A 23328-nucleotide genomic window follows, 5' to 3' on the forward strand; every position below is an offset into this window, starting at 1 on the left:
GCGGTGCTTCGGCGCAGGCCGAGCGGTTGCGGTTCGACGGGGGTTGCCGTTACGCGACCTGCTGCAGGAAGGCCGCGACTCGCTGGCCGAGCGCGCGATGCTGATCGGCCGCGAAATGAACGCCGTCCACCGGGCTGACCTCGACGATCGCGCCGGCGTCCAGGATCTCCGTCAGTGGTTCAATCCTTCGGCAATCGCAGCGTGTCGAGCGCATCCTGCGAAAACTCGACCCAGAACCGCTCGTTCGCGATGCCGGCCTGCAAGACCAGATGCTGAAGGCGCTTCGTGCGCGAATCGGTGTCTTCCGGGAAATCGCGCGCCTCGATCTGAAGATACAGGTCGAGCTTCTCCTGGTGGAGCGCGATGCGCCGCCTGATTTCGTCCTCGAGGCCGGCCGGGCCGAGTACCGCTTCCGCCCGCAGGCGCACCATCAACGCTTCGCGCAACGGCGTCGGATCTTCCTGCTCGGCGATCCAGCGCCGCAGCTCCTTCTTGCCGGCCGGCAGGATCCGGTACGCGCGCTTGCGCCCGCGCCCCGATTCGGCGGGCAGCGATTCGATCCAGCCCGTTTCCTCGAGACGGCCCAGCTCGCGATAGATCTGCTGGTGCGTCGCCTGCCAGAAATAGCCGATCGAGCGATCGAAACGGTCGGCAAGCTCGGAGCCGGAACCGGGGCGTTCGGCGAGAGCGGTGAGGAGCGCGTGAGGCAAGGACATGTCGGATCGGAGGAGGCCGCGGAATGAACCGCATCTTGCCATATCGGGGCCACAGTACAAGCGGGTGGCTTCTTTTATGCAACATGTTGCATGAACGGAGTCGGCGAGCTAGTATCTATGCAACTTGTTGCATTAAAACGGAGCCGACCGATGACCCGCTATCCGCATTTGACGACCCCGCTCGAGCTCGGCTTTACGTCGCTCAGGAACCGCGTGCTGATGGGGTCGATGCACGTCGGCCTCGAGGAAGCGCCGAACGGTTTCGAGCGGATGGCGGCGTTCTACGCGGAGCGCGCGCGCGGCGAGGCCGGCCTGATCGTCACGGGCGGGTTCGCGCCGAACGAGCGGGGCCGTCCGGCGCCGGGCGGCGCGATGCTGACGACCGAAGCGCAAGCCGAGCAACATCGCGTCGTGACCCGCGCGGTGCAGGCCGAGGGCGGCAGGATCGCGCTGCAGATCCTGCATTTCGGGCGCTATGCGTATCACCCGGCGCTCGCCGCGCCGAGCGCGCTGAAGGCGCCGATCAATCCGTTCACGCCGCATGCGTTGAGCAGCGACGAGGTTGAGGCGACCATCGCCGATTTCGTGCAATGCGCGGCCCTCGCGCAATATGCGGGCTACGACGGCGTCGAGATCATGGGGTCCGAGGGCTACCTGATCAACGAATTCATCGCCGCGCGCACGAACCATCGCGACGACGCGTGGGGCGGCGCATACGAGAACCGCATCCGCTTCGCGGTCGAGATCGTGCGGTGCGTGCGCGAGCGGGTCGGGGCGAATTTCATCGTCATCTATCGGCTGTCGATGCTCGATCTCGTCGAAGGCGGCTCGACGCTCGACGAGGTGATCCGGCTCGCGCAGGCGATCGAGGCGGCCGGCGCGACGATCCTCAATACCGGCATCGGCTGGCACGAGGCGCGCATTCCGACCATCGCGACCAAGGTGCCGCGTGCCGCATACGCATGGGTAACGCGGCAACTGATGGGCCAGGTCGGCATTCCGCTCGTTGCGACCAACCGGATCAATACGCCGGAAGTCGCCGAGCAACTGCTCGCCGACGGCTATTGCGACATGGTGTCGATGGCGCGGCCGTTCCTCGCCGATGCGGCGTTCGTCCGCAAGGCGCGGGAAGGGCGCGCGGACGAAATCAACACGTGCATCGGCTGCAATCAGGCGTGTCTCGACCATACGTTCAGCGGCAGGATCACGTCCTGTCTCGTGAATCCGCGCGCGTGCCATGAAACCGAGCTCGTGATTCGCCCCGCGCAGCAGCGCAAGCGGATCGCCGTGGTCGGCGCCGGGCCGGCGGGCCTCGGTTTCGCGGTCACGGCGGCCGAGCGCGGTCATGCGGTGACGTTGTACGAAGCCGGCGCCGAGATCGGCGGCCAGTTCAACATCGCGAAGAAGGTGCCCGGCAAGGAGGAGTTCAACGAAACGCTGCGCTATTTCCGCCGGCAGATCGAACTGCGCGGCGTGACGCTTCACGTCAATACGCGTGCGACGGCCGAGATGCTGCTGCAAGGCGAATTCGACGAAGTGGTGATCGCGACGGGCATCGTGCCGCGCGTGCCGCCGATCGACGGCGTCGGGCATGCGAAGACGCTCGGCTATCTCGACGTGCTGCGCGACGACAAGGCCGTGGGCCGCAGCGTCGCGATCGTCGGCGCGGGCGGCATCGGCTTCGACGTCGCGGAATATCTGGTCCATCGCGACGGCGCCGAGCGTGCCGACGCCGATCGGTTCTTCGCCGAATGGGGCATCGATCGGTCGTATGCGAATGCCGGCGGCCTGAGCCACGCGCGGCCCGAGCCGGCGGCGCGGCAGGTCCACCTGCTGCAGCGCAAGGCGTCGAAGGTCGGCGACGGGCTCGGCAAGACGACCGGATGGATCCATCGCACGGCGCTGAAGGCGCGCGGCGTCGGGATGTCGTCGGCGGTGACGTACCGGCGCATCGACGACGACGGTTTCCATGTGACGATCGACGGCGTCGAACAGACGCTGCCGGTGGACAACGTGGTGATCTGCGCCGGGCAGGAGCCGTCGCGCGAGCTGGCGGAGCAACTGCAGGCCGCCGGGTGCAACGTGCATCTGATCGGCGGCGCGCACGAAGCCGCCGAACTCGATGCGAAGCGCGCGATTCACCAGGGCACGACTCTCGCTGCCACCCTTTGAGACCGGTTCGTTCCTTTTCCGTCCGACGATACAGGAGACTTCGATGACGCATTCACCGTTGCATGTTCATCCCGCTGTCGCGAAATCGCTCGACACGTGGCATGCGCTGATCGAACGCAAGGACCTCGGCGCGCTGGAAACGATTGTCCATCCGGACGCCGTGTTCCGTTCGCCGATGGCGTTCAAGCCGTACGGGCCGGCGCCCGCGCTGTTGATGGCGCTGCGCACGGTGATCACGATCCTCGAGAATTTCACGTATCACCGGCAGTTCGTCGCCGACGACGGCAAGAACGTGGTGCTGGAGTTCAGCGCGACCGTCGGCGACAAGGCGCTGAAGGGGATCGACATGATCCGCTTCGACGATGACGGGCGGATCGTCGAATTCGAGGTGATGATCCGGCCGTTCAATGCGCTGCAGGCGCTCGGCGCGGAAATGGGCGCGCGGCTCGGGCAGCAGCTCCCGGCGTTCAAGGTGGGCGGCTGAGTCGGGTCAGCCACCGCGACGCCCGACGTACCGTCGCGCACGCGCCGGCCGCGCCCGGGTTCAGCGCACGGTCGTGCCCGGTAGGTTGCCGTCGAACGCATCCTGCAGCAGCGCGCGCAGGCCGTCGCGTTCGATCGGGCGCGGGTTCCAGTACGGATTGGCCGCCGCGAGATCGGCCGCGCGCTCGAGGTCGGCTTCCTGCATGCCGATCGCCTTCAACGAGACCGGTGCACCGTTGTCGAGCGCCAGCGCGTAGAGGCCGCGCGCCGCATCGTTCGTGCCGAGCGCGCGGGCGATCCGCCGCATCGCGTCCGGCGCGTGCGCCGCGTTGTATGCGAGCGTATGCGGCAGCACGACCGTGTGGGTCGGCGCGTGCGGAAGATTGAAGCTGCCGCCGAGCGTGTGGCAGAGCTTGTGGTGCAGCGCCATGCCGACGTTGCCGAGCACCATGCCGCACAGCCACGCGCCGTGGAGCGCGTCGCCGCGCGCGTCGATATCGGCGGGGTTTCTGCGCACGCCGGGCAGGCCGCGCGCCAGTGCGCGGATGCCTTCTTCGGCGACGAGGCTCATGACCGGGTTCGCGTTGTTTGCGTAGAGGCCCTCCGCCGCGTGCGCGATCGCATTGATGCCGCTCGTCACGGACAGTTCGACCGGCAGCGTGACGGTGAGCTCGGGATCGTAGATCACCGTTTTCGGCAACACGCGTGCATCGGTGCCGGTGCGCTTGAGGCCGCCGTCGGTCAAGCCGTAGATCGGCGTCATTTCGCTGCCGGCGTACGTCGTCGGTATCGCGAGGATCGGCAGGCTGCTTTCGAGCGCGATCGCCTTGCCGAGGCCGATCGTCGAGCCGCCGCCGATCGCGATCGCGCAATCCGCGTCGCATGACCGGGCGACCGCCCGCGCATCGCGGGCGATTTCGATCGGCACGTGCATCGTCGCGCGATCGTACAACCCGGCGGCATGCGCACCGAGCCGCTCGACGATGCGTTGCGCCAGGTCGCGCTGTTCCGGCGTGCAGAGCACGAGCGCACGTTGTGCGCCAAGTTCCAGCACTTCGCGTTCGAGATGCTGCAGGCTGCCTGCACCGAAGACGACGCGTGCCGGACGCGCCTGGTAAATGAAGTTCATGTCGTCGTCACTCCGTTGCGTAATCGACCTGATGGCGCGCGATGCGCAGGCCCGTCAGCGCGTCTCTTACGCGTTCGTGTTCCGGATGCGCCGCATAGGCGTCGAGTGCCGCGCGCGACTCGAATTCGGCGACGAGAATCAGGTCGCACGCGTGATCGGCCGCGCTGAAATCCGTGCCGACCTCGAGGTGCGTCATGCCGGGAATCCGGCCGCGCAGGCCTTCGAATGCGTTCTTCACGGTGGTGCGTGCCGCGGTGCGTTCGGGTTCGGTCGAGCCGGCGACGTTCCACATCACGACGTGCCGGATCATGCGGCACGCTCCGCGCGATTCAGCACGAAGTCGTAATCGAGCGTGTAGAACGGCGTGTCCATGCGCGATCCGTCGGGCGCGGCGCCGGGCGCGTGCCGGACCCAGTCGGCGACGAGGGTCGAACGCACGCCGAATACCGCATCGGAGTCGAGATAGCGGTCGCCGTTGCGGAACACGTGCGTGATCAGCGTTTCGTAGCCGTGCGCGTCGATCATGAAGTGCAGGTGCGCGGGGCGCCACGGGTGACGGCCGAGCGCATCGAGCATCGCGCCGACGGGGCCGTCGTGCGGAATCGGATACGGCTCGGCGAGGATCGAGCGGAACGCGTAGCGGCCGTCGGCGCCGGTGTGCAGCCGGCCGCGCGCGCGGTGCGTGATCGACCCGTCTTCGGCCGGAAGCTGCACGTCGTAGTGCCCGTCCTCGTCGGCCTGCCAGACTTCCAGCGAGGCATGCGCGACCGGCGTACCGTCGATGTCGCGCACGTGGCCCGATACGAAGCACGGTTCGCCGCATGCGCCGTTCGCGATGTCGTCGAACATCCCGAACTCGCGGCTGCCTTCGACGTAGAACGGCCCGAACACGGTCGCTTCCGTGCAGCCGGCCGGCTTTGCATGATTCTGCGCGGTGACGAGCGTCGACAGCCCGAGCACGTCGGACAGCAGGATGAACTCCTGACGCTTGTCGTCGGTGATGTGGCCGACGGCCGTCAGGAAGCCGATCGCGGTTTGCCATTCGGCTTCGGTGAGTTTCGTTTCCCGCGCAAACGAATGCAGGTGCTGGACCAGGCTGGTCATGACCGTGCGCAGCCGCTCGTCGCGACAGCCGCCCAGCGACGCGATCACGGCTTGCGTGATGGTGTCTTCGTCGAGATTGCGCATTGGGGTTGTCTCCTGATGTCGTTCGATGGCGCGTTGACGTAACATTAATTCTTCCTTGAATCGTAAAAAAGAGGGTTTGGAGGAGTTTTGTTCTCCGCCAGGTGGAAGAATCGAACGCATGGACAAGTGGACGCAGATCGAATTTTTCGTGCAGGTGGCCGAGTTGGGCAGCCTGTCGAAGGCAGCCGAGCGGCTCGGCATGTCGAGCGCGGCGGCGAGCCGCTGCCTGAACGCGCTTGAAGAACGGCTGGCCGCGCGGCTCGTCGAGCGGACCACGCGCCGCCTGTGGCTGACCGACGCGGGGCACGAGTACCACCGGCGCTGCGTCGCGATCCTGATGGAACTGTCGGAGGCCGATGCGGCGGTCAACGAGGCGAGCGTCAATCCGGCCGGCACGCTGCGCGTGACCGCGTCGGTGTCGTTCGCGTCGATCTATATCGCGCCGGCGTTGCCCGAGTTTCACCGGCGCTATCCGAACCTGAACGTGCAGATCGTCGCGGCGAACCGCTACCCGGATTTCATCGAGGCCGGCATCGACGTGGCGATCCGCACGCGCGAGCACGAGGCCGATTCGGGCATCACCGTGCGCAAGCTCGCCGAGACGCGGCGCGTGCTGGCTGCGTCGCCCGGGTATCTGGCGAAGCACGGCGCGCCGGCGACGCCCGATGCGCTGGGCGAGCACCGGCTGCTGGTCTACAACCTCGCGAACGATCCGTACGTGCTGCATTTCCGCCGCGGCGCGAAGCAGCAGTCGGTCACGATCAAGAGCGTGCTCGACGCGAACGAAGGGCAGGTGATCCGCGCCGCGGCACTCGCCGGGCTCGGCATCCTGATCCAGCCGCTCTACATCATCCACGACGATATCGTTGCCGGGAAGCTGGTGCCGGTGCTCACCGACTAGCAACTGCCGGCGCTCACCGTCAACATCGCGTACCAGAGCCGCCGTCACCAGCCGGCGAAGATCCGCGTATTCACCGAGTTCCTGATCGAACGCTTCGAGCGCCTCGGACTCGCGCGCAAGTGGAAGGAAGTCGGCCGCTGAGCGCGGCCGGGCGCGCAATGGGGATCGTGGTTCGGCGCGGGGGGTGTCGCGCGTGGTGGGGTAATGCGACGTGATGCTGGCCGCCGACGCGGCAGGTATCCGCGCGTCGCGCATCGATGTATGTGATGGAATGCTGAATAATTTTGCCGGATGTGGGGCGGGAGGTTATTCGCCGGATCCCTGTGGACGTGCCGGACGTGCCGGGCTGTCGAATCTGACAAAATGCTGACGAGATGAATTGATATATTGTATCATCTGACGTTTTCGTCGCCTGCCATCCGGGCTGCCCGGCATGGTCGCGTGCGACGACACCACACGAAGATCGATACGACGTGACGAAAGCCAGAAACAACCCGGCGCGCGGGGCGGGGCACCATGCCACGCCGCGCCGGAACACCGGCGCCTGGCGTGTACGTGCCGCACGCGGCTGCACGACCCTGCTGGGCTGCGCGATGGCGACCTCCGGCGCGTTGGCCGCCGAAGCGGCCGCACCCACGCTGATACCGGACGATCGGCACGCGCTGCCGGCGATCAACGTGACGGCACGATCCGCGCCGGTCGACCCGCTGACGCAACCGCTCGAAACGGGCTCGCGGCTCGGGCTCGCGAGCCTCGACACGCCCGCGAGCGTCGAGACCGTCACGGCCGGCACGATCGAAGCGCGCGGCGACCGCACGGTGCTCGATGCGGTGACGCGCACCGCGGGCTTTTCGAGCGCGATGGCACCCGGCAACGGCGGCACCGCGTTGAGCGTGCGCGGCTTCGGCGGGCAGGAATCGGTGATGACGCTGCTCGACGGCGTGCGGTTGATGCCGGCCGCGGGCACGATCACGTTTCCGTTTGATACGTGGTCGGTCGAGCGCATCGAGGTGCTGCGCGGCCCGGCGTCGGTGCTGTACGGCGAAGGGGCAATCGGCGGCGTCGTGAACGTGGTGCCGAAGCGGCCGCAGCGTACGCGCGAGACGACGCTGCAGGTCGGCGTCGGCCCCGACGGCGCGAAGCGCGCCGCGTTCGATACGACGGGCGCGCTCGGCCCGCGGCTGTCATACCGCTTCTACGCGAGCGATGCGCGTGCCAACGGGCTCGCCGAGCGGGCCGACACGCATGCGACGGCAATCGGCGGCGCACTGAAATTCGACGTGAGCCCGCGACTCACGCTGACGCTCGACTACGACTACGGCCGCCAGATGCCGGCGACGTACTACGGCGTGCCGGCGCCGAACGGCGTGCTCGATCCGTCGTTGCGCAAGCTCAACTACAACGTCGGCGATGCGACGATTGCCTACTACGACCAGTGGACGCGCCTGTCGGCCCGCTACCGGCCTACGGCCGGCGTGACGATCGACAACCAGTTCTACTACCTGACGTCGAACCGCCACTGGCGCAACGCCGAAGCGTATGCGCTCGATGCCGCGACGGGGCGGGTCACGCGCGGGGACTATCTCGACATCGGCCACCACCAGCGGCAGATCGGCGACCGGCTGAGCGCGCGCTTCGACGGCACGCTGTTCGGCCGTGCGAACCGTTTCGTCGTCGGCACGGAATTCAACCGGATCACGTTCGACGGCACCAACAATTCGCCGTACGGCGGCGAATCGACGGTGGCCGCGCACGGCTTCGACCCGGGCGTGTTCACGAGTCCCGACCCGACGGTGCCGCAGTTTGGCACGCAGGCGCGGCAGGTCGCGGTATTCGCCGAGAACCGGCTCGACGTGTTGCCGCGGCTCGCGTGGGTGAGCGGCCTGCGCTACGACCACATCGCGTTCAGCCGCGAGCAGGCGGCGACCGGCGCGGGCTTCGACAAGCGTTTCGCGAACGTCGGCTGGCGCACGGGTTTCGTATTCGAAGTCGCGCCGACGCTCAGCGCGTATGTGCAGTACACGACGGGTGCGGAAGGCCTCGGCTCGCTCGTGACGCTGTCCGCGTCGCAGGCGGACTACCGGCTCGCGACCGGCGAACAGTGGGAGGCCGGCCTCAAGCAGACGCTGCTCGACGGCCGCGCGTACTGGACGTTCGCCGTGTACGACATCACGAAGCGCAACCTGCTCAGCGCCGACCCGTTCAATCCCGCGCTGCGCCGGCAGGTCGGCCGGCAATCGTCGCGCGGCATCGAGTTGACGGGCGGCGCGCGGCTGCCGCACGGCTGGACGATCGACGCGAACGTCGCGCTGCTGCGTGCGCGCTACGACGAGTTCAACCAGACGGCCGGCGGCGCGACGGTGTCGCGGGCCGGCAACGTGCCGTCCAACGTGCCGCAGCAGACGGCGAACCTGTGGCTCGGCTGGGCGTTCGCCGAGCGCTGGCAGGCGAATGCGGGCGTGCGCTACGTCGGCGCGACCTACGGCGACGACGCGAATCGCGTGCAGGTGCCGTCGTACACGGTGTTCGATGCATCGCTGCGCTGGCAGCCGACGTCGCGCACCGAGCTGGCGCTATACCTGCGCAATCTCGCGAACCGCACGTACGCGGTGACGACGTCGAACGGCGGCGAGCAATGGCTGCTCGGTTCGTCGCGCTCGGCGGAGCTCGTCGCGACGATGCGCTTCTAGTGCGGCGCGACGTGCCTCCCGTCACACACATGCTCGACATCGAACGCGTGAGCTGGTCTCCAGGCGGCGCGATCGCCGTGCTCGATTCGGTGACGCTGACGGTTGCCGAAGGCGAGTTCGTCGGGCTGGTCGGCCCGAACGGCAGCGGCAAGACGAGCCTGCTGCGCTGCGTGTTCCGTTACGCGCGGCCCGATGCGGGCCGTGTCGCGCTCGATGCGCAGGACGTGTGGCGCATGCGGCCGCGCGCGGTCGCGCAGCGCGTCGCGGTGCTGCAGCAGGAGACGCCGGACGATTTCGGGCTGACGGTCGACGAACTCGTCGGCATGGGCCGCACGCCGCACCAGCGGCCGTTCGATGCGGAGTCGGCGGACGATCGCCGGATCGTCGAATCCGCGCTGCACGACGTCGGCCTCGTCGAGCGCCGCGCGCAGCGCTTCGCGTCGCTGTCGGGCGGCGAGAAGCAGCGCGCGCTGCTGGCCCGCGCGCTCGCGCAACGGCCCGAACTGCTGCTGCTCGACGAACCGACCAACCATCTCGACCTGCGTCACCAGCTCGAACTGCTCGCGCGCGTGCGCCGCCTCGGCATCGCGACGCTCGCGACGATTCATGACCTCAATCTCGCGGCCGCGTATTGCGACCGGCTCCACGTGCTTGCGCACGGCCGGGTCGTCGCATCCGGCGCGCCGGACGACGTGCTGACCGAAGCGCTGCTGCGCGACGTGTTCGGCGTCGCCGCGCTCGTCGATCGCCATCCCGTCACGGGCCGGCCGCGCATCACGCCGCTTCATCCGGAATGACCGCCATGCCGTTTCCTGTCTTGTCCTCCGCTGTGTCCTCCGCAGTGTCCTCGATAGCCCGCCGGCTGGTTGCCGCTGCCGTGCTCGGCTGCGCCGCCGTTCACGCGGGCGCCTACCCCGTCACCGTGCGCAGCTGCGATCGCGACGTGACGTTCGAGCGCGCGCCGACGCGCGCGGTGAGCAACGACGTGAACCTGACCGAGATGATGCTCGTGCTCGGCCTGAAGGACCGGCTCGTCGGCTATACGGGCATCGGCGGCTGGAAGACCGGCACCGCGCGCGTGCGCGACGCATTGCGCGGCGTGCCGGAACTGGCGAGCCAGTATCCGTCGCTCGAGGTGCTGGCCGCCGCGCGCGCCGACTTCTATCTCGCGGGCTGGAACTACGGGATGCATGTCGGCGGCCCGGTGACGCCCGCGACGCTCGCGCCGTTCGGCATCCGCGCGTATGAGCTGACCGAATCGTGCTCGCACGTGATGAAGCAATCGGCCGCCTCGTTCGACGACGTGTTCCGCGACTTGAACAATCTCGGCCGGATCTTCGGCGTCGATGCGCGCGCCGCGCAGGTCGTCGCCGCGATGCGTGCGCGTCTCGCGGCGGTGTCGCGCGCGATCGGGCGCCCGGCGCCGCTGCGCGTGTTCGTCTACGACAGCGGCGCCGACAAGCCGATGACGGCCGGCGGGCTCGCGATGCCGACCGCGCTGCTGGCGGCGGCAGGGGCGCGCAACGTGATGGACGACGTGCCGCGCAGCTGGACCCAGGTGAGCTGGGAGAGCGTGGTCGCGCGCGATCCGGAGGCGATCGTGATCGTCGACTATTCGGCGGTGACGGCCGCGCAGAAGCAGCAGTTCCTGCTGAGCCAGCCGGCGCTCGCACACGTGGCTGCGATTCGCGACCGGCGCTTCGTCGTGATTCCGTACGATGCGGCGACGCCGGGCCCCGAGAACGTCGCGGCCGTCGAGACGCTCGCGCGCGCGCTGTACCCGGCCGCGTTCGCCGGGCCGGCGCGATGAGCGCGCACGGGCAGGCGACGTCACGGCCCGCCATGCGCGTGGTGCTGCCGGCGCTGGCCATGCTGCTGCTCGTGTCGATCGTCGTGTCGGCCGCGTTCGGCCCGGCGCCGATCGCGATGCCGGTCGCGGTGCGGATCGTCGCCACGCACGTCGCGTCGGCGTTCGGCGAGGCCGGCGCGTTCGCGGCGGGTGCGGGCGACGACAGCATCGTGTGGCTGATCCGGATGCCGCGCGCGCTGCTGGCCGCGATCGTCGGCGCGACGCTGGCGGCGGTCGGCGTCGCATTGCAGGCAGCGACCGCGAACCGCCTCGCCGATCCGCACCTGCTCGGCGTGAGCGCGGGCGCGATGCTCGGCGCCGTCGCGGTCACGGTGGTGGTCGGCGCGGCGTTCGGCCCGTTCACGCTGTCGGCCGCCGCCTTCGCGGGTGCGCTCGCGGCAACCGCGTGCGTCATCGCGCTCGCTTACCGGCGCGGCCGGCTCGAATCGGATCGCTTGCTGCTCGCGGGCGTGTCGGTGTCGTTCATGATGGCCGCGTTCGGCAACCTGCTGCTGTATCTCGGCGACCAGCGCGCCGCGTCGTCGGTGCTGTTCTGGATGCTCGGCGGCGTCGGGCTTGCGCGCTGGGATCTACTGCCGGTGCCGGCCGTGTGCGCGGCGCTCGCGGGCGGTGCGCTATACGCGCGCCGGCGCGAACTGAATGCGCTGATGTCGGGCGATGTCGCCGCGGCCGCGCTCGGCGTGCCGAGCGCGCGGATGCGGCGCGAGGTGTTCGTCGTCGCGTCGTTCGCGACGGGCGCGATGGTCGCGGTGAGCGGCGCGATCGGCTTCGTCGGGCTCGTGACGCCGCATCTGTGCCGTCGTGTCGTCGGCGCCGAACACGGCAGGCTGCTTCCGGTTGCCGCGCTGACGGGGGCGATCCTGCTCGTCTGGGCCGACGTCGCGGCCCGCACGCTCGCGGCGCCGGAGGATCTGCCGATCGGCATCGTGACCGCGATGTTCGGCAGCCTGTTCTTCGTCGCGCTGCTGCGGCGCCGCTGAGTGTCGTCGCCGTCAGGCGAGGGCGGGACGGGCACCCGCCGCATGCTTCATCGGAGCGGCATGACCGTACGCGTGTTGCTGGCGAGCGCGTCGGCGTGCGTGTCCGCGAGATTTTCCGGCCCGTCGTAGAGACTGTCCGGCAGCGCCCGCACGGGCAGCGTGATCACGAAGCGTGCGCCGCCGAGCGGCGAATCCTCGAGCCGTACGTCGCCGCCGTGCACCTGCGCGACGCGCCGCACGATCGCGAGCCCGAGCCCGAAGCCGCCGGTCTGCCGGTCGCGGCTGGAGTCGAGCCGCTGGAACGGCTCGAACACGCGGGCGCGCTCGGCGGCCGGAATGCCGGGGCCGTCGTCGTCGACGCTCAGCACGAGCGCGCCGGACCTGTCGCCGACAGCGGTCAGCAGGACCTTGCGCGATGCGTAGCGCGCGCCGTTGCGGATCAGGTTCAGCAACGCGCGGGCGACGAGCTTCGGATCGCACACGTGGGTCGCGGGCGCACCGAGCATCGACACCTCGAGCGTGATCCCGCGATCGGTGATGTCGTTCGCGACGTTGCCGGCGACGCTGTCGATCAGCGCATCGACGACGACTTCCATCGGCGCGAGCTGGCTCGCGCCCTGTTCGAGGCGGCCGATCGTCAGCAGCTCGGTGACGAGCTCGTCGAGTTCGCGCACGTCGCGCCGCAGCGCGTCGCGGCGTTCGCGCATCCGCTCCGTTTCGTCGGGTTCGGCGAGCAGCGCGAGCCCGAATTCGAGCCGCGCGAGCGGCGTTTTCAATTCATGCGAGATGCCGTGCATCATTTCGCGCTGCTGCTTGATCGACGCCTCGATGCGCCCGGCCATGTCGTTGAACTGCTGCGACAGTTCGTAGATGTTCGACTTGCCCGACAGCTTCACGCGCGTCGACAGCATGCCGGCGCCGAATGCGCGTGCGGCGTCGTGCAGCTTGCGCAGGTCGCGCCAGTGATAGTGAATCCACAGCGCCACCGCGAACAGCGTCGCGATCGCGAGCAGCAGGTACGCATAGATCCTGATGTCGAGGTCCGGCGCCTCGGTCGGTCGCGCGTGTAGCACCGAGCCGTCCGCGAGCGGCATGTAGTAATCCTTGCCGTTGTAGCTGATCGCGATCCTGCCGGCATCGAGATCGCGCAGCGGCGCGCCGCTCAGTTGCGCGCGCGCGTCGGCCGTCGACATGAAGCCGAATCCTTCGCGGCCGTGCAGCGCGAGCTCGCGCAGTGCGAGCTCGCGCTGCCCGCCCGGATGGCGTTCGAGGTAATCGTTCAGCACGAATGCGTAGGTCGTCAACGAGTCGCGCTGCGCCTGCGCGACGCGCTCGTAGAAGATCCGGTCGAACGACAGCTGGATGAAGACGATCGACACGGCAACGAACAGGATCACGACGAGGTACAGCCTGATCAATGGGCGGAGCATTTATTCGTCCCACGCGGAAGGGCTGAACAGGTAGCCGCGGCCCCAGATCGTCTTGATCTTGTGCGGCTCCGACGACGCATCCTCGAAGCGGCGGCGCAGCTTCGAGATGCCGGAATCGACCGAGCGGTCGAGCCCGTCGAATTCGATCCCGCGCAATTGCTTCAGGATGTCGTCGCGGCTCAGCACGGTGCCGGCCGCGCGCGCGAGGATCAGCAGCAGGTTGAATTCGGCGGTCTTCAGGTCGACCGGCTCGCCTTGCCAGGTGACGGTTCGGTTCGGCGGCGAGATCGTCAGTTCGCCGAACACGAGCGCGTCGGGCACGGCAACGGGCGCTACCACCGCGGCCGGTTGCGCGCGGCGCAACAGCGCGCGGGCGCGCGCGACGAGCACGCGCGGCTCGATCGGCTTCGTCACGTAGTCGTCGGCGCCCGTCTCGAGGCCCGCGACCTGGTCGTACACGTCAGCGCGCGCGGTCATGATCAGCACGGGGATATTGGTGAACCCGCGGATGCGCCGGCAGACTTCCATCCCGTCGAGATTCGGCAGCATCAGGTCGAGTATCACGAGGGCCGGCTGGTGCTCGCGCACCGCCGCGACGGCGAGGTCGCCGCGCCGCACGACCGTCACCGCGAATTCATAGCCGTCGAGGTATTCGCGGACGAGCTGCGCGAGGCGATCGTCGTCCTCGATCAGCAGCACACGGTATTTGAGCGGATCTTCGTTCATGAGCTCCTCGAAATGCGCGCGCCATCTCACCCCCCCCGGCAGGCCGGAGTGCGGCGCGGCACGCGAATTCTATCCGGCGTACCGAAGGCCGGGGGACCGGTACGACAATCTCGAACAATCGAACACAATTGAGCACAGATTCTGCGCAGATTCGGGACAGTCTCGGCGCAAGGCGGCACCTAGACTGCGGGCTCCGTCACTCTTATCTCAATATTGTGCGCCCAATACTCCGCCGCTATCGCTATTGCATGCCGCTCGCCGGCCTGACCCTCGCCGCTGCCGCCCACGCGGAAAACCAGTATTCGCTGTCGCTCGGCGGCGGTTTTGCCCCGCGCTACCAGGGCAGCAACCAGTATCGCGCCGTCGTCGCGCCGTCGTTTTCGGCGACGTTCGGCAACGGCTTCTTCATCGACGGCACGCAGGGTGCGGGCTACAAGCTGAACCTGCCGCACGGTGCGTTCGTGTCGGCGGCCGTGAGCTACGACGCGGGCCGCGCGGACGAGAACCGTTTCGACCTGCCGGGCTCCGACTACCTGAAGGGGATGGGCCGGATTCCGGGCTCGGTGCTCGTCGGCGTGCGTGCGGGCGTGCAGTTGCTCGATGGCGGCGAACTGAGCGTCGCCATCGATGCGCCGGTCACGCATACGTCGCGCGGCTTGTCCGGCCATGTCGATCTCGCGGTGCCGGTATTCAAGGCCGGCCACCACGATATTGTCGTGACCGGCAGCGTGCATGCCGGCACGGGACGCTACATGCAGACGTTCTACGGCGTGACCGATGCGCAGTCGGCGGCGAGCGGATTCAGGCCGTATTCGACGAGCGGCGGGGTCGACAGCGCAACGCTGTCGCTCGCGTGGAACTGGGGCGTGTCGAGGCACTGGTCGGTGCATGCGAACAGCGGCTTCACGCGGCTGCTCGGACGCTACGGCGACAGCCCGATCGTCCAGACGCGCAGCAACTACTACGCAATGGCCGGCGTGACCTACAAGTTCTGAACGGATCGCCGATGTGGGCCGGGGCGCGCACGATGCGTCGGCGTCGGCGTCGCGCCGTCGCTGCGAACCGCGTGCGGTAACATGCGGGCGGGTTCGGCATCAGGCCGGGCCTGCGACACCGTGCGCCGAGGCGGCTCGGTCGGGTCGCGAAAGGCCGCGATTCGCTGGCCGGCTTCATCAGGAAACGGCCGGCGGTGTGCGGAACCGATCACGCATGCGACGCCCGGTCGTGCACGAATGCCGCACATGGAGCGCCGGGCCGCGACAGGGAGAAACCGATGAAGAACACGATCGCGATGCTCGTTGCACTCGTTGCGAGCGCAACATTTGCAGGATGTGTCGACATGAACACGAAGCACCCCAACGCCACCGCGGGCGGCGCGACGACGATCCCCGCGCAGCCGGGCGCCGTGCAGGCGTGCAAGGCGGACGCCGCGCCGGACGACGCGCTGATCGGCAATACCGAGGCCGATGCGGCCGCGCTGCTCGACGGCTGCCTGTGGCGCGTGCTCGAGCGCGACGGCAAGTCGTTGCCGGGCACGATGGACTATCGCCAGGAGCGCCGCGACCTCGGCATTCGCGACGGCAAGGTGATCTGGGTGCGGCGCGGGTGAGGGCGTGTGCCGGTGTGACGCGCCGGCGCGTTACTTCGAGATGTACCACAGCGCGTCGGTGCTGACGCGCGAAGGCCGGGCGGCCGCAGCCGGCGCTTGAGCCGGCGCGGGCGGCGGCGTGTTCGACGTGACGGCCGTCGGCAGCGTGGCGGGAATATTCGCCGTCGATGGCGAGGCCGCCGCCGTTCCCGACGTCGACGGCGTATTCAGGTACCACAGCGCATCGGCCGATGCCGTGTTTTTTGCCGTTGTATTGGTTGCCGCATTGGCCGACTTCTTTGATGCCGCAGCCGCAGCCGTCGCGGTGCCCGCCGTACCGGCCTGCGCGGTCATGCCCGCGCTGCCGGCCGCGCCGCGCTGCGCGCGCGCCTCGAACGGCCCGAGCTGGAAGATTAACGTTTGCGCGGGACGCGTCAGCACGGCATACGGAAACTGCAGCTCCCACGACATCAGCACGCGCCCGGCCGACGTCTCGGTGAAGATCGCCGGCATGTGCTTCATGTCGCTGAACTGCACGTAAATCCGCGCACCGTCGTCGAACACCTGGGTCGGCTTCGCCTGGTCGGCACCCGTGACCGTCCATCCGAAGTTGTACGTGCCGGCCGGGCCGGCAGGGCCGCCCTGCGGTGGTGGCGGGGGCGGGGCCGGCGATACCGTGCGCGGGCGCGTGACCGGCGGCGCCGAGACGCTCAGGCTCGAGAACGGGTTGTACGTCTGTGCCTGTTGCGGCGGCGTAAAGGAGGGTGGAAGGATAGGCATGGGAGTATCCGGCGAATCCGGCATGGTCCGGATTGCATCATAGACCTTGCGCGCATACGCGAGGCGCTTGTCGGGCGACGCGGAGTTGTACGCGCCGATCGCGTTCCAGTTGGCGCCGAGCTGGCGGATGTTCTGCGACAGGATCCACGCGCCGACATACGCGTTCGTGCACGGGTCGAACAGGCTTTCCCGCGTGATGCCCTCGCGCGCGAGCGTCGGCAGCCACGTGCTGTTGATCTGCATCAGGCCGATGTCGACCGTGCCGTTGGTATTCGTGTTGATCGCGTTCGGATTCATCCCCGATTCGACTTGCGCGATGCCGCGCATCAGGCTGACGCTCACATGCTGGAACGTGGCCGCGTCGTCGAGGCAATCGGCCTGCGCGACGCCGTGCAGCACGCACGACAGCGCCATCGTCGAGGCGATTTTCAGCGTTTCGCGGCTGATCGAACGGGTTGTATGACGCGGCATGGCAGGATGGGGCGGAATCCGGCCGCCCGGTGCAAGGAAATGACGAGAGACGCGAAGTGTGCCATAGCAAGCAGACAAATGGCTCGCGTCAAACTTTCCTTTGCATTTGCCCATGCGTTCGCCACGCATTTTTATCGCGTCGGTTCCCGGCTCGCAACGATGCCTGATCGGTAAAAATGGCCGGCATTTTGGGTGAATGCCAATAGGAGGGCGGCGGCCTGAACCTGACGTATTACGTCAGTCGCGCGGTGAAATCGGCGATCAATGAAGCGAAACGGACATCGCCAGGCGGCCATTGGCCGGGCGAAAGCGAGCGACAAAAAGCAACGGCGGCCGAAGCCGCCGTGTGCGCCATGCGGATTCGACCGGCCGCGTGCCGCGCAGCCGGCCGTATCGCATCAGAAGCGGTGACGCAGGCCGAGGTTGACCATCGTCTGCGAGCTCGTGCCCGCATAGCCGTACGAACCGATCGACGCCTGCGCGGCCATCGAGCCGCCGTTGCCGTCGCCGGTCTGGCCGCTCGCGTGCTGGTACGCGGCGGTCAGGTAGACGTCGGTGCGCTTCGACAGGTTGTAGTCGGCGCCGGCCGATACCTGGTGATAGGTCGCCGACGTGTCGCCGCCCGAGCGCGTGTAGCTGTAGCCGACGCCGACCAGCAGCCCATTCGTCGCCTGGTAGTTCACGAAGCCTTGCCCCGTGTTGTAGTGCTCGTTCGAACCGAACGCCGAGCTTGCGTCGCGGCGGTACTGCGCGTTGCTGTAGCCGAGGCCGAACGTGAACGGGCCGGCCACATACTGGCCCGCGATGCGTGCGATGCCGATCGAGTGCGCGCTCGCATAGCCGTTGTTGATCGGGCCGTCGAACGTGCCGTCCGATGAGCTGGTCCAGCCGCTGCGCAGGCCGTTCGACGCGGGGCTGTTGGTCGCGTGGAAGTAGCCGCCCGCGACGCTGAACGGCCCGTTGTTGTACGACACGGCGGCCGAGTACGACTGCGCGGCGCCGGTGCTGCCGGCAATGCCGCCGAACGAATACATCGTCGAGAACTGCAGGCCCGAATAGACGGCCGACGTGTACTTCACCGCGTTGTCGACGCGGAAGCTGTTGTCGTAGTTGTCGACGTCGCCCGGCGTCGCGAATGCGCTGCCAAGATAGTTGTCGGCCGTGATGCCCTGGACGAGATCGACGAGCGGATCGTACTGGCGGCCGAACGTGAGCGTGCCGTAGCGGTCGCTCGTCAGGCCGACGAAGGCCTGCCGGCCGAACATGCGGCCGCCCTGGCCCTGGCGGCCGTTGCTCGGGTCGAAGCCGTTCTCGAGCTGGAACAACGCCTTCAGCCCGCCACCGAGATCCTCGGTGCCTTTCACGCCCCAGCGGCTGCCGGCCAGGTTGCCCGCGCTGCTGTTGCCGAGCATCCACGCGTTGTCCTTGCCCTGCGCATGGTTCACGTAAGTGATCGACGTGTCGATCACGCCGTACAGCGTGACGCTCGACTGCGCATGCGCGGCGGGTATCGCCGCGATCGACGCGACGGAAATCAGCGAGAGGGTCGTGCGTTTCATTTTCATCTCCTGCGCGTGGGCTGGTGTTCGTGATCCGGAATGGCAGGAGACTACACAGCCGGAATAAAACGGCAAAAACGAAATTCTCCTTTGTGGCCTGACGCAGACAGGGATGTCCTTCGAAATTCATCTTTGAGGGATTTGAATTATTGTGAATTGCGTATCAATGGGTTGTCGTTTCGCGATTTCGCCATTACGTTTTACATATCCCGTGACAATTTCGGGTGATTTTCGGGGGAATGACGGTCATCCGGATATTGTTATTGATTCGTCAATTAATTATTGAATGAATTGAATTGGCCGGGCTGCAATGAATGTGTTAACGACGCGCTGCTCGCATTCGGCGCAGGCATGGAGGCTTGCGCCATCCGTCTCCGTCTCGCTGCCGCCGCGTGCGACGCCGCACCGAAACCCCGGCCGGTCGCCCGCTTTTGTATATAATAATCATTCTCATTTACAAAATTGCCGACGCGCGCGCACCCCGGAACCCGGCCATGTCCGCTGACAAGCTGTCTCTCCATCGAGAAATCGACGCCCTCTATGCCGGCCACCATGCGTGGCTGCGCGGCTGGCTGAGCCGGAAGCTCGGTTGCGCGCACCGCGCGGCCGACCTCACGCACGACACGTTCATGCGCCTGCTCGCGCGCGACGAGCCGATCGGCGCCGATGAGCCGCGCGCGTTCCTGACGACGGTCGCGCAGCGCGTGCTGAGCAACCACTGGCGGCGCGAGCAGATCGAGCGCGCGTATCTCGACGTGCTGGCACAGCGCCCCGAAGCGTATGCGCCGTCGCCGGAGGAGCGGGCCGCCGTGCTCGAGACGCTGCTCGAAATCGACCGGCTGCTCGACGGCCTGCCGCTCGCGGCGAAGCGTGCGTTCCTGCTCGCGCAGCTCGACGGGCTCACGCAGGCCGAGATCGCGCGCGAACTCGGCGTGTCGCTCGCGACGGTGAAGCGCTATCTCGTGAAGGCCGGCACGCAGTGCTTCTTCGCGATGGCGGCCTGACCGATGGCCGCCCCGGGAGCACCGGCAGTGCCGCCGCACGTCGCACGTCGCGCGGTCGAATGGTGGGTCGACCGGCAGTCCGGCCGCACGGACGACGCGTTCGCCGCCGCGCTCGCGCGCTGGCGTGCGGAGGATCCGGCGCACGACGCCGCGTGGCGTCATATCGAAATGGTGCAGGGCCGGTTCGGCCGGCTGGCGGCCGGGCTCGACACGCAGGCCGCGCACGCGGCGCTGTTGCCGGCGCGGGCGGGCCGCCGCCGCGCGGCCGTGAAGACGCTGGCCGTGCTGCTGTTCGCGGGCGGCGCCGCATGGATGGCCGAACCCGCGCGGCGCGCGGCGATCTGGCCGGCCGACCTGCGAACGGCGGTCGGCGAGCGGCGCACGGTGATGCTCGCGGATCGCACGGTCGTCGTGCTCGATACCGATACCGCGCTCGACGTGCGCTTCGACGGTACGGCGCGCCGCCTGCGCCTGCTGCGCGGCACGATCATGGTGACGAGCGGCCATGACGATCGCGTGCCCGTGCGGCCGCTCGTCGTCGCGACCGCGCAAGGCGAACTGCAGCCGCTCGGTACGCGCTTCGCGGTACGGCAGCGCGACGGCGCGACGCGCGTCGAGGTGTTCGCCGGCGCGGTGCGCGTGCAGCCGGTCGACGCGACGGCAGGCACGCGCGTGATCGCGGCCGGAGAGGGCGCGGATTTCACACGCGACGCGCTCGGCGCGCCGGCCCCGCTCGATGCGTATGCGGCCGCGTGGACGGGCGGCATGCTCGTCGCGTCGCGCATGCGGCTGGCCGACCTCGTCGCCGAGCTCGACCGTTATCGCCGCGGCAACCTGCGCTGCGATGCGGCCGTGGCCGACCTGCGCGTGTCGGGCACCTATCCGCTCGACGATCCCGCGCGCGTGCTCGATACGCTGAAGGCGACGCTGCCGATCGACGTCGACTACCTGACGCGCTACTGGGCGACGGTCGTGCCGGCCCGTTTGTGAGCATGTCGAAAAAATTTTCCGCCGACCTGAGCTGTTTCTCGAGGTTCGCGTGACATGGGTAATGAAAGCAGCACTGGCCCATCGTCCACCGACTTCCCGCTCATGGCTTCCATCCGTCTCACGTATCGGCGCCGTCCGGCGCCCGCCCGTCATCTGCTGCGTGCGTCGCGCCCGGCCGTGCCCGTCACGCCCGGCGCGACGGGCCGCCTCGCGCGCCGGCTGGCCGGTGCCGTCCTGCTGTCGGCACTGCTGCCGCTGCCCGCGCTGGCCGACACCGACGCCGATGCGGCGCCCGCCGCGCAGCGCGCGTCGCGCCGCGCGTTCGACATTCCGGCCGGCCCGCTCGAAACGGCGCTGAACCGGTTCGGGCGCGACGCGGGCATTCTGCTCGCGTTTCCGGCCGAGCTGGCGGCCGGCCTGACGAGCGGCGGCGTGCACGGCCGGTTCGACGTCGACGGCGCGTTCGACCGCCTGCTGGCCGGCACGGGGCTCGTCGCGCTGCGCCAGCCGGGCGGCGGCTACACGCTGATGCGCGCCGACGGTTCGGCCGCGCGACCCGCGGAGGCCGGCGCCGCGCCGGCCGCCGAGCTTCCGGCGATCAACGTGCGGTCCAGCGCGTTGCGCGCCGAAAGCTATCGCGCACCGAAGGAAGCGGGCGTGCTGCGCTCCGACATTCCGCTGCTCGACACCGCACAGGCCGTCAACATCATGCCCGCGCAGGTGCTGCGCGACCAGCGCCCGCGCAATCTCGACGACGCGCTCGGCAACGTGAGCGGCATCACGCAGGGCAACACACTCGCGGGCACGCAGGACACGATCATGAAGCGCGGCTTCGGCGGCAACCGCGACGGCTCGGTCATGCAGAACGGCATGCCGCTCGTGCAGGGCCGTGCGTTCAACGCGGCGGTCGACAGCGTCGAGGTGCTGAAGGGGCCGACGTCGCTGCTGTACGGGCTGATGGATCCGGGCGGCGTCGTCAACGTCGTCAGCAAGCAGCCGCAACTCACGCGCTACAACGCGATTTCGCTCGGCGCGTCGACGTTCGGGCACGGCAAGAACGGCGGCAGCGCGACCTTCGATTCGACCGGGCCGGTCGGCGATTCGCGGCTCGCGTACCGGCTGATCGTCGACCAGTCGAACGAGCAGTACTGGCGCAACTTCGGCGAGTACCGGCAGACCTTCGTCGCGCCGTCGCTTGCGTGGTACGGCCGCGATACGCAGGTTGCGGTGTCCTACCAGTACCGCAAGTTCCATTCGCCGTTCGATCGCGGCACCGCACTCGACCCGCGCACCAACGCGCCGCTCGACATTCCCGCGCGGCGGCGGATCGACGAGCCGTTCAACAACATGGACGGTGAATCGCATCTCGCGCAACTGAGCGTCGATCACCAGTTCGACGCGGACTGGAGCGCGCATTTCGGCTACAGCTACAACCGCGAGACCTACGACGCGAACCAGTTGCGCACGACCGGCGTCGATCCGGTGACGGGCACGATGACGCGCAGCAACGATGCGACGCACGGTGCGCTCAGCACCGACAGCTACGGGATCGGCTATGTAACCGGCAAGCTGACGCTCGCGGGGATGCGGCACGACGTGCAGGTCGGCTTCGATACCGAATACCGCCGCATCTATCGCAAGGACATGCTGCGCCAGGCCGTGAAGACGCCGTTCAGCTATGTCGATCCGGTGTACGGGCTGCTGCCGCCGTCGAGCACGGTGTCCGCGAGCGACAGCGACCAGACCGACACGCTGCACGATGCGTCCGCGTTCTTCCAGGACACGATCCACCTGACCGACCGGTGGATCGTGTCGGGCGGGGTGCGCTACATCACGTACAACCAGGTGGCCGGGCGCGGCCGGCCGTTCAAGGCGAACACCGATCTCAGCGGCTCGAAGTGGCTGCCGCGCGCGGGCGTCGTCTACAAGTGGACCGACACGTTCTCGCTGTACGGCAGCTATTCGCAGTCGCTGAAGCCGTCGTCGTCGATCGCGCCGATGACGGGCTATGTGATCGACGGCGCGACGCCGCCCGAGGAAGCGACCGCGTGGGAAGTGGGCGGCAAGCTCGACCTGCCGGGCGGGATGACGGGCACGCTGGCGCTCTTCAACATCGACAAGAAGAACGTGCTCGTGTCGCAGTACAACGACGCGACGAAGCTGACCGACTGGCGCACGTCGGGCAAGGCGCGCTCGCGCGGCGTCGAGCTCGACGTGTCGGGCAGGATCGGCGAACGCGTGAACGTGATCGCGAGCTACGCGTACATCGACGCGAAGACGACCGAGGATCCGCTGTACACGGGCAACCAGCTGTGGAACGTCGCGCGCCACACGGCGTCGCTCGCGGCCGTCTACGACTTCGGCACGGTGGCGGGCGGCGACGACCTGCGCATCGGCGCGACCGTGCGCTACGTCGGCGCGCGGCCCGGCGATTCGGCGAACAGCTTCACGCTGCCGTCGTACGTGCTGGCCGACGCGTTCGCGACCTACGACACGCGGATCGGCAAGCAGAAGCTGTCGTTCCAGTTGAACGTGAAGAACCTCTTCAACCGTACGTATTACCCGTCGAGCGCGAACCGCTACTTCGTCGCGATCGGCGACGCGCGACAGGTATCGCTGCTGACCACGCTGCAGTTCTGACCACGCAATCG

At 68.3% G+C, this 23328-nt stretch carries 20 protein-coding genes and 1 pseudogene; 12 read left to right on the forward strand and 9 right to left on the reverse strand.

All coding sequences use genetic code 11. From position 1 onward, the window contains the following. Window positions 1-49: 49 nt before the first annotated feature. Both BFF94_RS20790 and BFF94_RS20795 read right to left on the reverse strand, forming a co-directional pair. The gene (locus BFF94_RS20790; RefSeq protein WP_246637379.1) at window positions 50-214 is read right to left on the reverse strand and encodes a hypothetical protein; all 165 of its coding nucleotides are present in this window, start codon (window positions 212-214) and stop codon (window positions 50-52) included. Next, complete coding sequence (locus BFF94_RS20795; RefSeq protein ID WP_201260473.1) at window positions 180-716, reverse strand: PadR family transcriptional regulator; 537 nt, start codon at window positions 714-716, stop codon at window positions 180-182. Before BFF94_RS20795 ends, BFF94_RS20790 begins: the two co-directional genes overlap by 35 nt. 150 nt (window positions 717-866) lie before the next feature. On the opposite strand from BFF94_RS20795, the gene BFF94_RS20800 reads away from it, so the two are divergent. Next, window positions 867-2888, forward strand: a complete 2022-nt coding sequence (locus tag BFF94_RS20800; RefSeq protein WP_128850126.1) for an oxidoreductase — start codon at window positions 867-869, stop codon at window positions 2886-2888. Between the two features lie 43 nt (window positions 2889-2931). Beyond that, window positions 2932-3372 (forward strand): nuclear transport factor 2 family protein, encoded by a 441-nt coding sequence (locus BFF94_RS20805; protein ID WP_128850128.1) that lies wholly within the window; start codon window positions 2932-2934, stop codon window positions 3370-3372. 60 nt (window positions 3373-3432) lie between these two features. Here the strand turns inward: BFF94_RS20805 and BFF94_RS20810 are convergent, their stop codons facing one another. From BFF94_RS20810 to BFF94_RS20820, 3 genes are read right to left on the reverse strand one after another with little or no spacing between them, the layout of a single operon-like run. Continuing rightward, complete coding sequence (locus BFF94_RS20810; protein ID WP_128850130.1) at window positions 3433-4500, reverse strand: maleylacetate reductase; 1068 nt, start codon at window positions 4498-4500, stop codon at window positions 3433-3435. Window positions 4501-4507: 7 nt separating this feature from the next. After that, a complete protein-coding gene (locus BFF94_RS20815; protein ID WP_128850132.1) occupies window positions 4508-4810 on the reverse strand; it encodes a Dabb family protein in 303 nt (100 codons plus the stop codon). After that, window positions 4807-5688, reverse strand: a complete 882-nt coding sequence (locus BFF94_RS20820) for an intradiol ring-cleavage dioxygenase (protein ID WP_128850134.1) — start codon at window positions 5686-5688, stop codon at window positions 4807-4809. The genes BFF94_RS20815 and BFF94_RS20820 overlap by 4 nt, the downstream gene beginning before the upstream one ends. A 118-nt stretch (window positions 5689-5806) precedes the next feature. Between BFF94_RS20820 and BFF94_RS20825 the strand changes: the two are divergent. The 5 genes and pseudogenes from BFF94_RS20825 (at window position 5807) to BFF94_RS20845 (ending at window position 12129) form a co-directional block, all read left to right on the forward strand. Continuing rightward, a pseudogene (locus tag BFF94_RS20825) lies at window positions 5807-6730 on the forward strand (LysR family transcriptional regulator). Window positions 6731-7182: 452 nt separating this feature from the next. Next, window positions 7183-9279: a TonB-dependent receptor gene (locus BFF94_RS20830; RefSeq protein WP_219139787.1), complete on the forward strand. Its 2097-nt coding sequence runs from the start codon at window positions 7183-7185 to the stop codon at window positions 9277-9279. A 29-nt stretch (window positions 9280-9308) separates the two neighbouring features. Further along, the gene (locus BFF94_RS20835; protein ID WP_246637380.1) at window positions 9309-10076 is read left to right on the forward strand and encodes an ABC transporter ATP-binding protein; all 768 of its coding nucleotides are present in this window, start codon (window positions 9309-9311) and stop codon (window positions 10074-10076) included. Next, the gene (locus BFF94_RS20840; protein ID WP_128850136.1) at window positions 10073-11089 is read left to right on the forward strand and encodes an ABC transporter substrate-binding protein; all 1017 of its coding nucleotides are present in this window, start codon (window positions 10073-10075) and stop codon (window positions 11087-11089) included. The genes BFF94_RS20835 and BFF94_RS20840 overlap by 4 nt, the downstream gene beginning before the upstream one ends. Beyond that, entirely contained in the window at window positions 11086-12129 is a 1044-nt protein-coding gene (locus BFF94_RS20845) for a FecCD family ABC transporter permease (RefSeq protein WP_219139759.1), read from the forward strand. The genes BFF94_RS20840 and BFF94_RS20845 overlap by 4 nt, the downstream gene beginning before the upstream one ends. Before the next feature lie 47 nt (window positions 12130-12176). Here the strand turns inward: BFF94_RS20845 and BFF94_RS20850 are convergent, their stop codons facing one another. Both BFF94_RS20850 and BFF94_RS20855 read right to left on the reverse strand, forming a co-directional pair. After that, complete coding sequence (locus tag BFF94_RS20850) at window positions 12177-13559, reverse strand: ATP-binding protein (RefSeq protein ID WP_128850139.1); 1383 nt, start codon at window positions 13557-13559, stop codon at window positions 12177-12179. Then, complete coding sequence (locus BFF94_RS20855) at window positions 13560-14285, reverse strand: response regulator (protein ID WP_128850141.1); 726 nt, start codon at window positions 14283-14285, stop codon at window positions 13560-13562. It abuts the gene before it with no gap. A 248-nt stretch (window positions 14286-14533) separates the two neighbouring features. Between BFF94_RS20855 and BFF94_RS20860 the strand changes: the two genes are divergently transcribed. Both BFF94_RS20860 and BFF94_RS20865 read left to right on the forward strand, forming a co-directional pair. Next, entirely contained in the window at window positions 14534-15280 is a 747-nt protein-coding gene (locus BFF94_RS20860; RefSeq protein ID WP_128850143.1) for a MipA/OmpV family protein, read from the forward strand. 278 nt (window positions 15281-15558) lie between these two features. After that, the gene (locus BFF94_RS20865) at window positions 15559-15894 is read left to right on the forward strand and encodes a hypothetical protein (protein ID WP_219139760.1); all 336 of its coding nucleotides are present in this window, start codon (window positions 15559-15561) and stop codon (window positions 15892-15894) included. A 30-nt stretch (window positions 15895-15924) separates the two neighbouring features. On the opposite strand, the gene BFF94_RS20870 is transcribed toward BFF94_RS20865, so the two are convergent. Together BFF94_RS20870 and BFF94_RS20875 are read right to left on the reverse strand one after the other, a co-directional pair. Beyond that, window positions 15925-17124 carry a lytic transglycosylase domain-containing protein gene (locus BFF94_RS20870; protein WP_128850145.1) on the reverse strand — a complete coding sequence of 400 codons (1200 nt, stop codon included), beginning with the start codon at window positions 17122-17124 and terminating at the stop codon, window positions 15925-15927. Between the two features lie 398 nt (window positions 17125-17522). Next, entirely contained in the window at window positions 17523-18683 is a 1161-nt protein-coding gene (locus BFF94_RS20875; protein ID WP_128850147.1) for a porin, read from the reverse strand. Window positions 18684-19177: 494 nt separating this feature from the next. On the opposite strand from BFF94_RS20875, the gene BFF94_RS20880 reads away from it, so the two are divergent. The 3 genes from BFF94_RS20880 to BFF94_RS20890 are packed head-to-tail and all read left to right on the forward strand — an operon-like array spanning window position 19178 to window position 23317. After that, entirely contained in the window at window positions 19178-19687 is a 510-nt protein-coding gene (locus tag BFF94_RS20880) for a sigma-70 family RNA polymerase sigma factor (protein ID WP_128850149.1), read from the forward strand. A 3-nt stretch (window positions 19688-19690) separates the two neighbouring features. Then, window positions 19691-20677: a FecR domain-containing protein gene (locus BFF94_RS20885; RefSeq protein ID WP_219139761.1), complete on the forward strand. Its 987-nt coding sequence runs from the start codon at window positions 19691-19693 to the stop codon at window positions 20675-20677. A gap of 54 nt (window positions 20678-20731) precedes the next feature. Continuing rightward, complete coding sequence (locus BFF94_RS20890) at window positions 20732-23317, forward strand: TonB-dependent siderophore receptor (RefSeq protein WP_219139762.1); 2586 nt, start codon at window positions 20732-20734, stop codon at window positions 23315-23317. Window positions 23318-23328: the final 11 nt, after the last annotated feature.

The sequence above is a fragment of the Burkholderia catarinensis genome, from assembly GCF_001883705.2.
In the GTDB taxonomy this organism is placed as follows: Bacteria; Pseudomonadota; Gammaproteobacteria; order Burkholderiales; family Burkholderiaceae; genus Burkholderia; species Burkholderia catarinensis.

Coding starts and splice junctions, on each gene's coding strand:
- BFF94_RS20790 (WP_246637379.1), bottom strand. CDS start 214: ATGCGCTCGACACGCTGCGATTGCCGAAGGATTGAACCACTGACGGAG.
- BFF94_RS20795 (WP_201260473.1), bottom strand. CDS start 716: ATGTCCTTGCCTCACGCGCTCCTCACCGCTCTCGCCGAACGCCCCGGT.
- BFF94_RS20800 (WP_128850126.1), top strand. CDS start 867: ATGACCCGCTATCCGCATTTGACGACCCCGCTCGAGCTCGGCTTTACG.
- BFF94_RS20805 (WP_128850128.1), top strand. CDS start 2,932: ATGACGCATTCACCGTTGCATGTTCATCCCGCTGTCGCGAAATCGCTC.
- BFF94_RS20810 (WP_128850130.1), bottom strand. CDS start 4,500: ATGAACTTCATTTACCAGGCGCGTCCGGCACGCGTCGTCTTCGGTGCA.
- BFF94_RS20815 (WP_128850132.1), bottom strand. CDS start 4,810: ATGATCCGGCACGTCGTGATGTGGAACGTCGCCGGCTCGACCGAACCC.
- BFF94_RS20820 (WP_128850134.1), bottom strand. CDS start 5,688: ATGCGCAATCTCGACGAAGACACCATCACGCAAGCCGTGATCGCGTCG.
- BFF94_RS20830 (WP_219139787.1), top strand. CDS start 7,183: ATGGCGACCTCCGGCGCGTTGGCCGCCGAAGCGGCCGCACCCACGCTG.
- BFF94_RS20835 (WP_246637380.1), top strand. CDS start 9,309: ATGCTCGACATCGAACGCGTGAGCTGGTCTCCAGGCGGCGCGATCGCC.
- BFF94_RS20840 (WP_128850136.1), top strand. CDS start 10,073: ATGACCGCCATGCCGTTTCCTGTCTTGTCCTCCGCTGTGTCCTCCGCA.
- BFF94_RS20845 (WP_219139759.1), top strand. CDS start 11,086: ATGAGCGCGCACGGGCAGGCGACGTCACGGCCCGCCATGCGCGTGGTG.
- BFF94_RS20850 (WP_128850139.1), bottom strand. CDS start 13,559: ATGCTCCGCCCATTGATCAGGCTGTACCTCGTCGTGATCCTGTTCGTT.
- BFF94_RS20855 (WP_128850141.1), bottom strand. CDS start 14,285: ATGAACGAAGATCCGCTCAAATACCGTGTGCTGCTGATCGAGGACGAC.
- BFF94_RS20860 (WP_128850143.1), top strand. CDS start 14,534: ATGCCGCTCGCCGGCCTGACCCTCGCCGCTGCCGCCCACGCGGAAAAC.
- BFF94_RS20865 (WP_219139760.1), top strand. CDS start 15,559: ATGAAGAACACGATCGCGATGCTCGTTGCACTCGTTGCGAGCGCAACA.
- BFF94_RS20870 (WP_128850145.1), bottom strand. CDS start 17,124: ATGCCGCGTCATACAACCCGTTCGATCAGCCGCGAAACGCTGAAAATC.
- BFF94_RS20875 (WP_128850147.1), bottom strand. CDS start 18,683: ATGAAACGCACGACCCTCTCGCTGATTTCCGTCGCGTCGATCGCGGCG.
- BFF94_RS20880 (WP_128850149.1), top strand. CDS start 19,178: ATGTCCGCTGACAAGCTGTCTCTCCATCGAGAAATCGACGCCCTCTAT.
- BFF94_RS20885 (WP_219139761.1), top strand. CDS start 19,691: ATGGCCGCCCCGGGAGCACCGGCAGTGCCGCCGCACGTCGCACGTCGC.
- BFF94_RS20890 (WP_219139762.1), top strand. CDS start 20,732: ATGGGTAATGAAAGCAGCACTGGCCCATCGTCCACCGACTTCCCGCTC.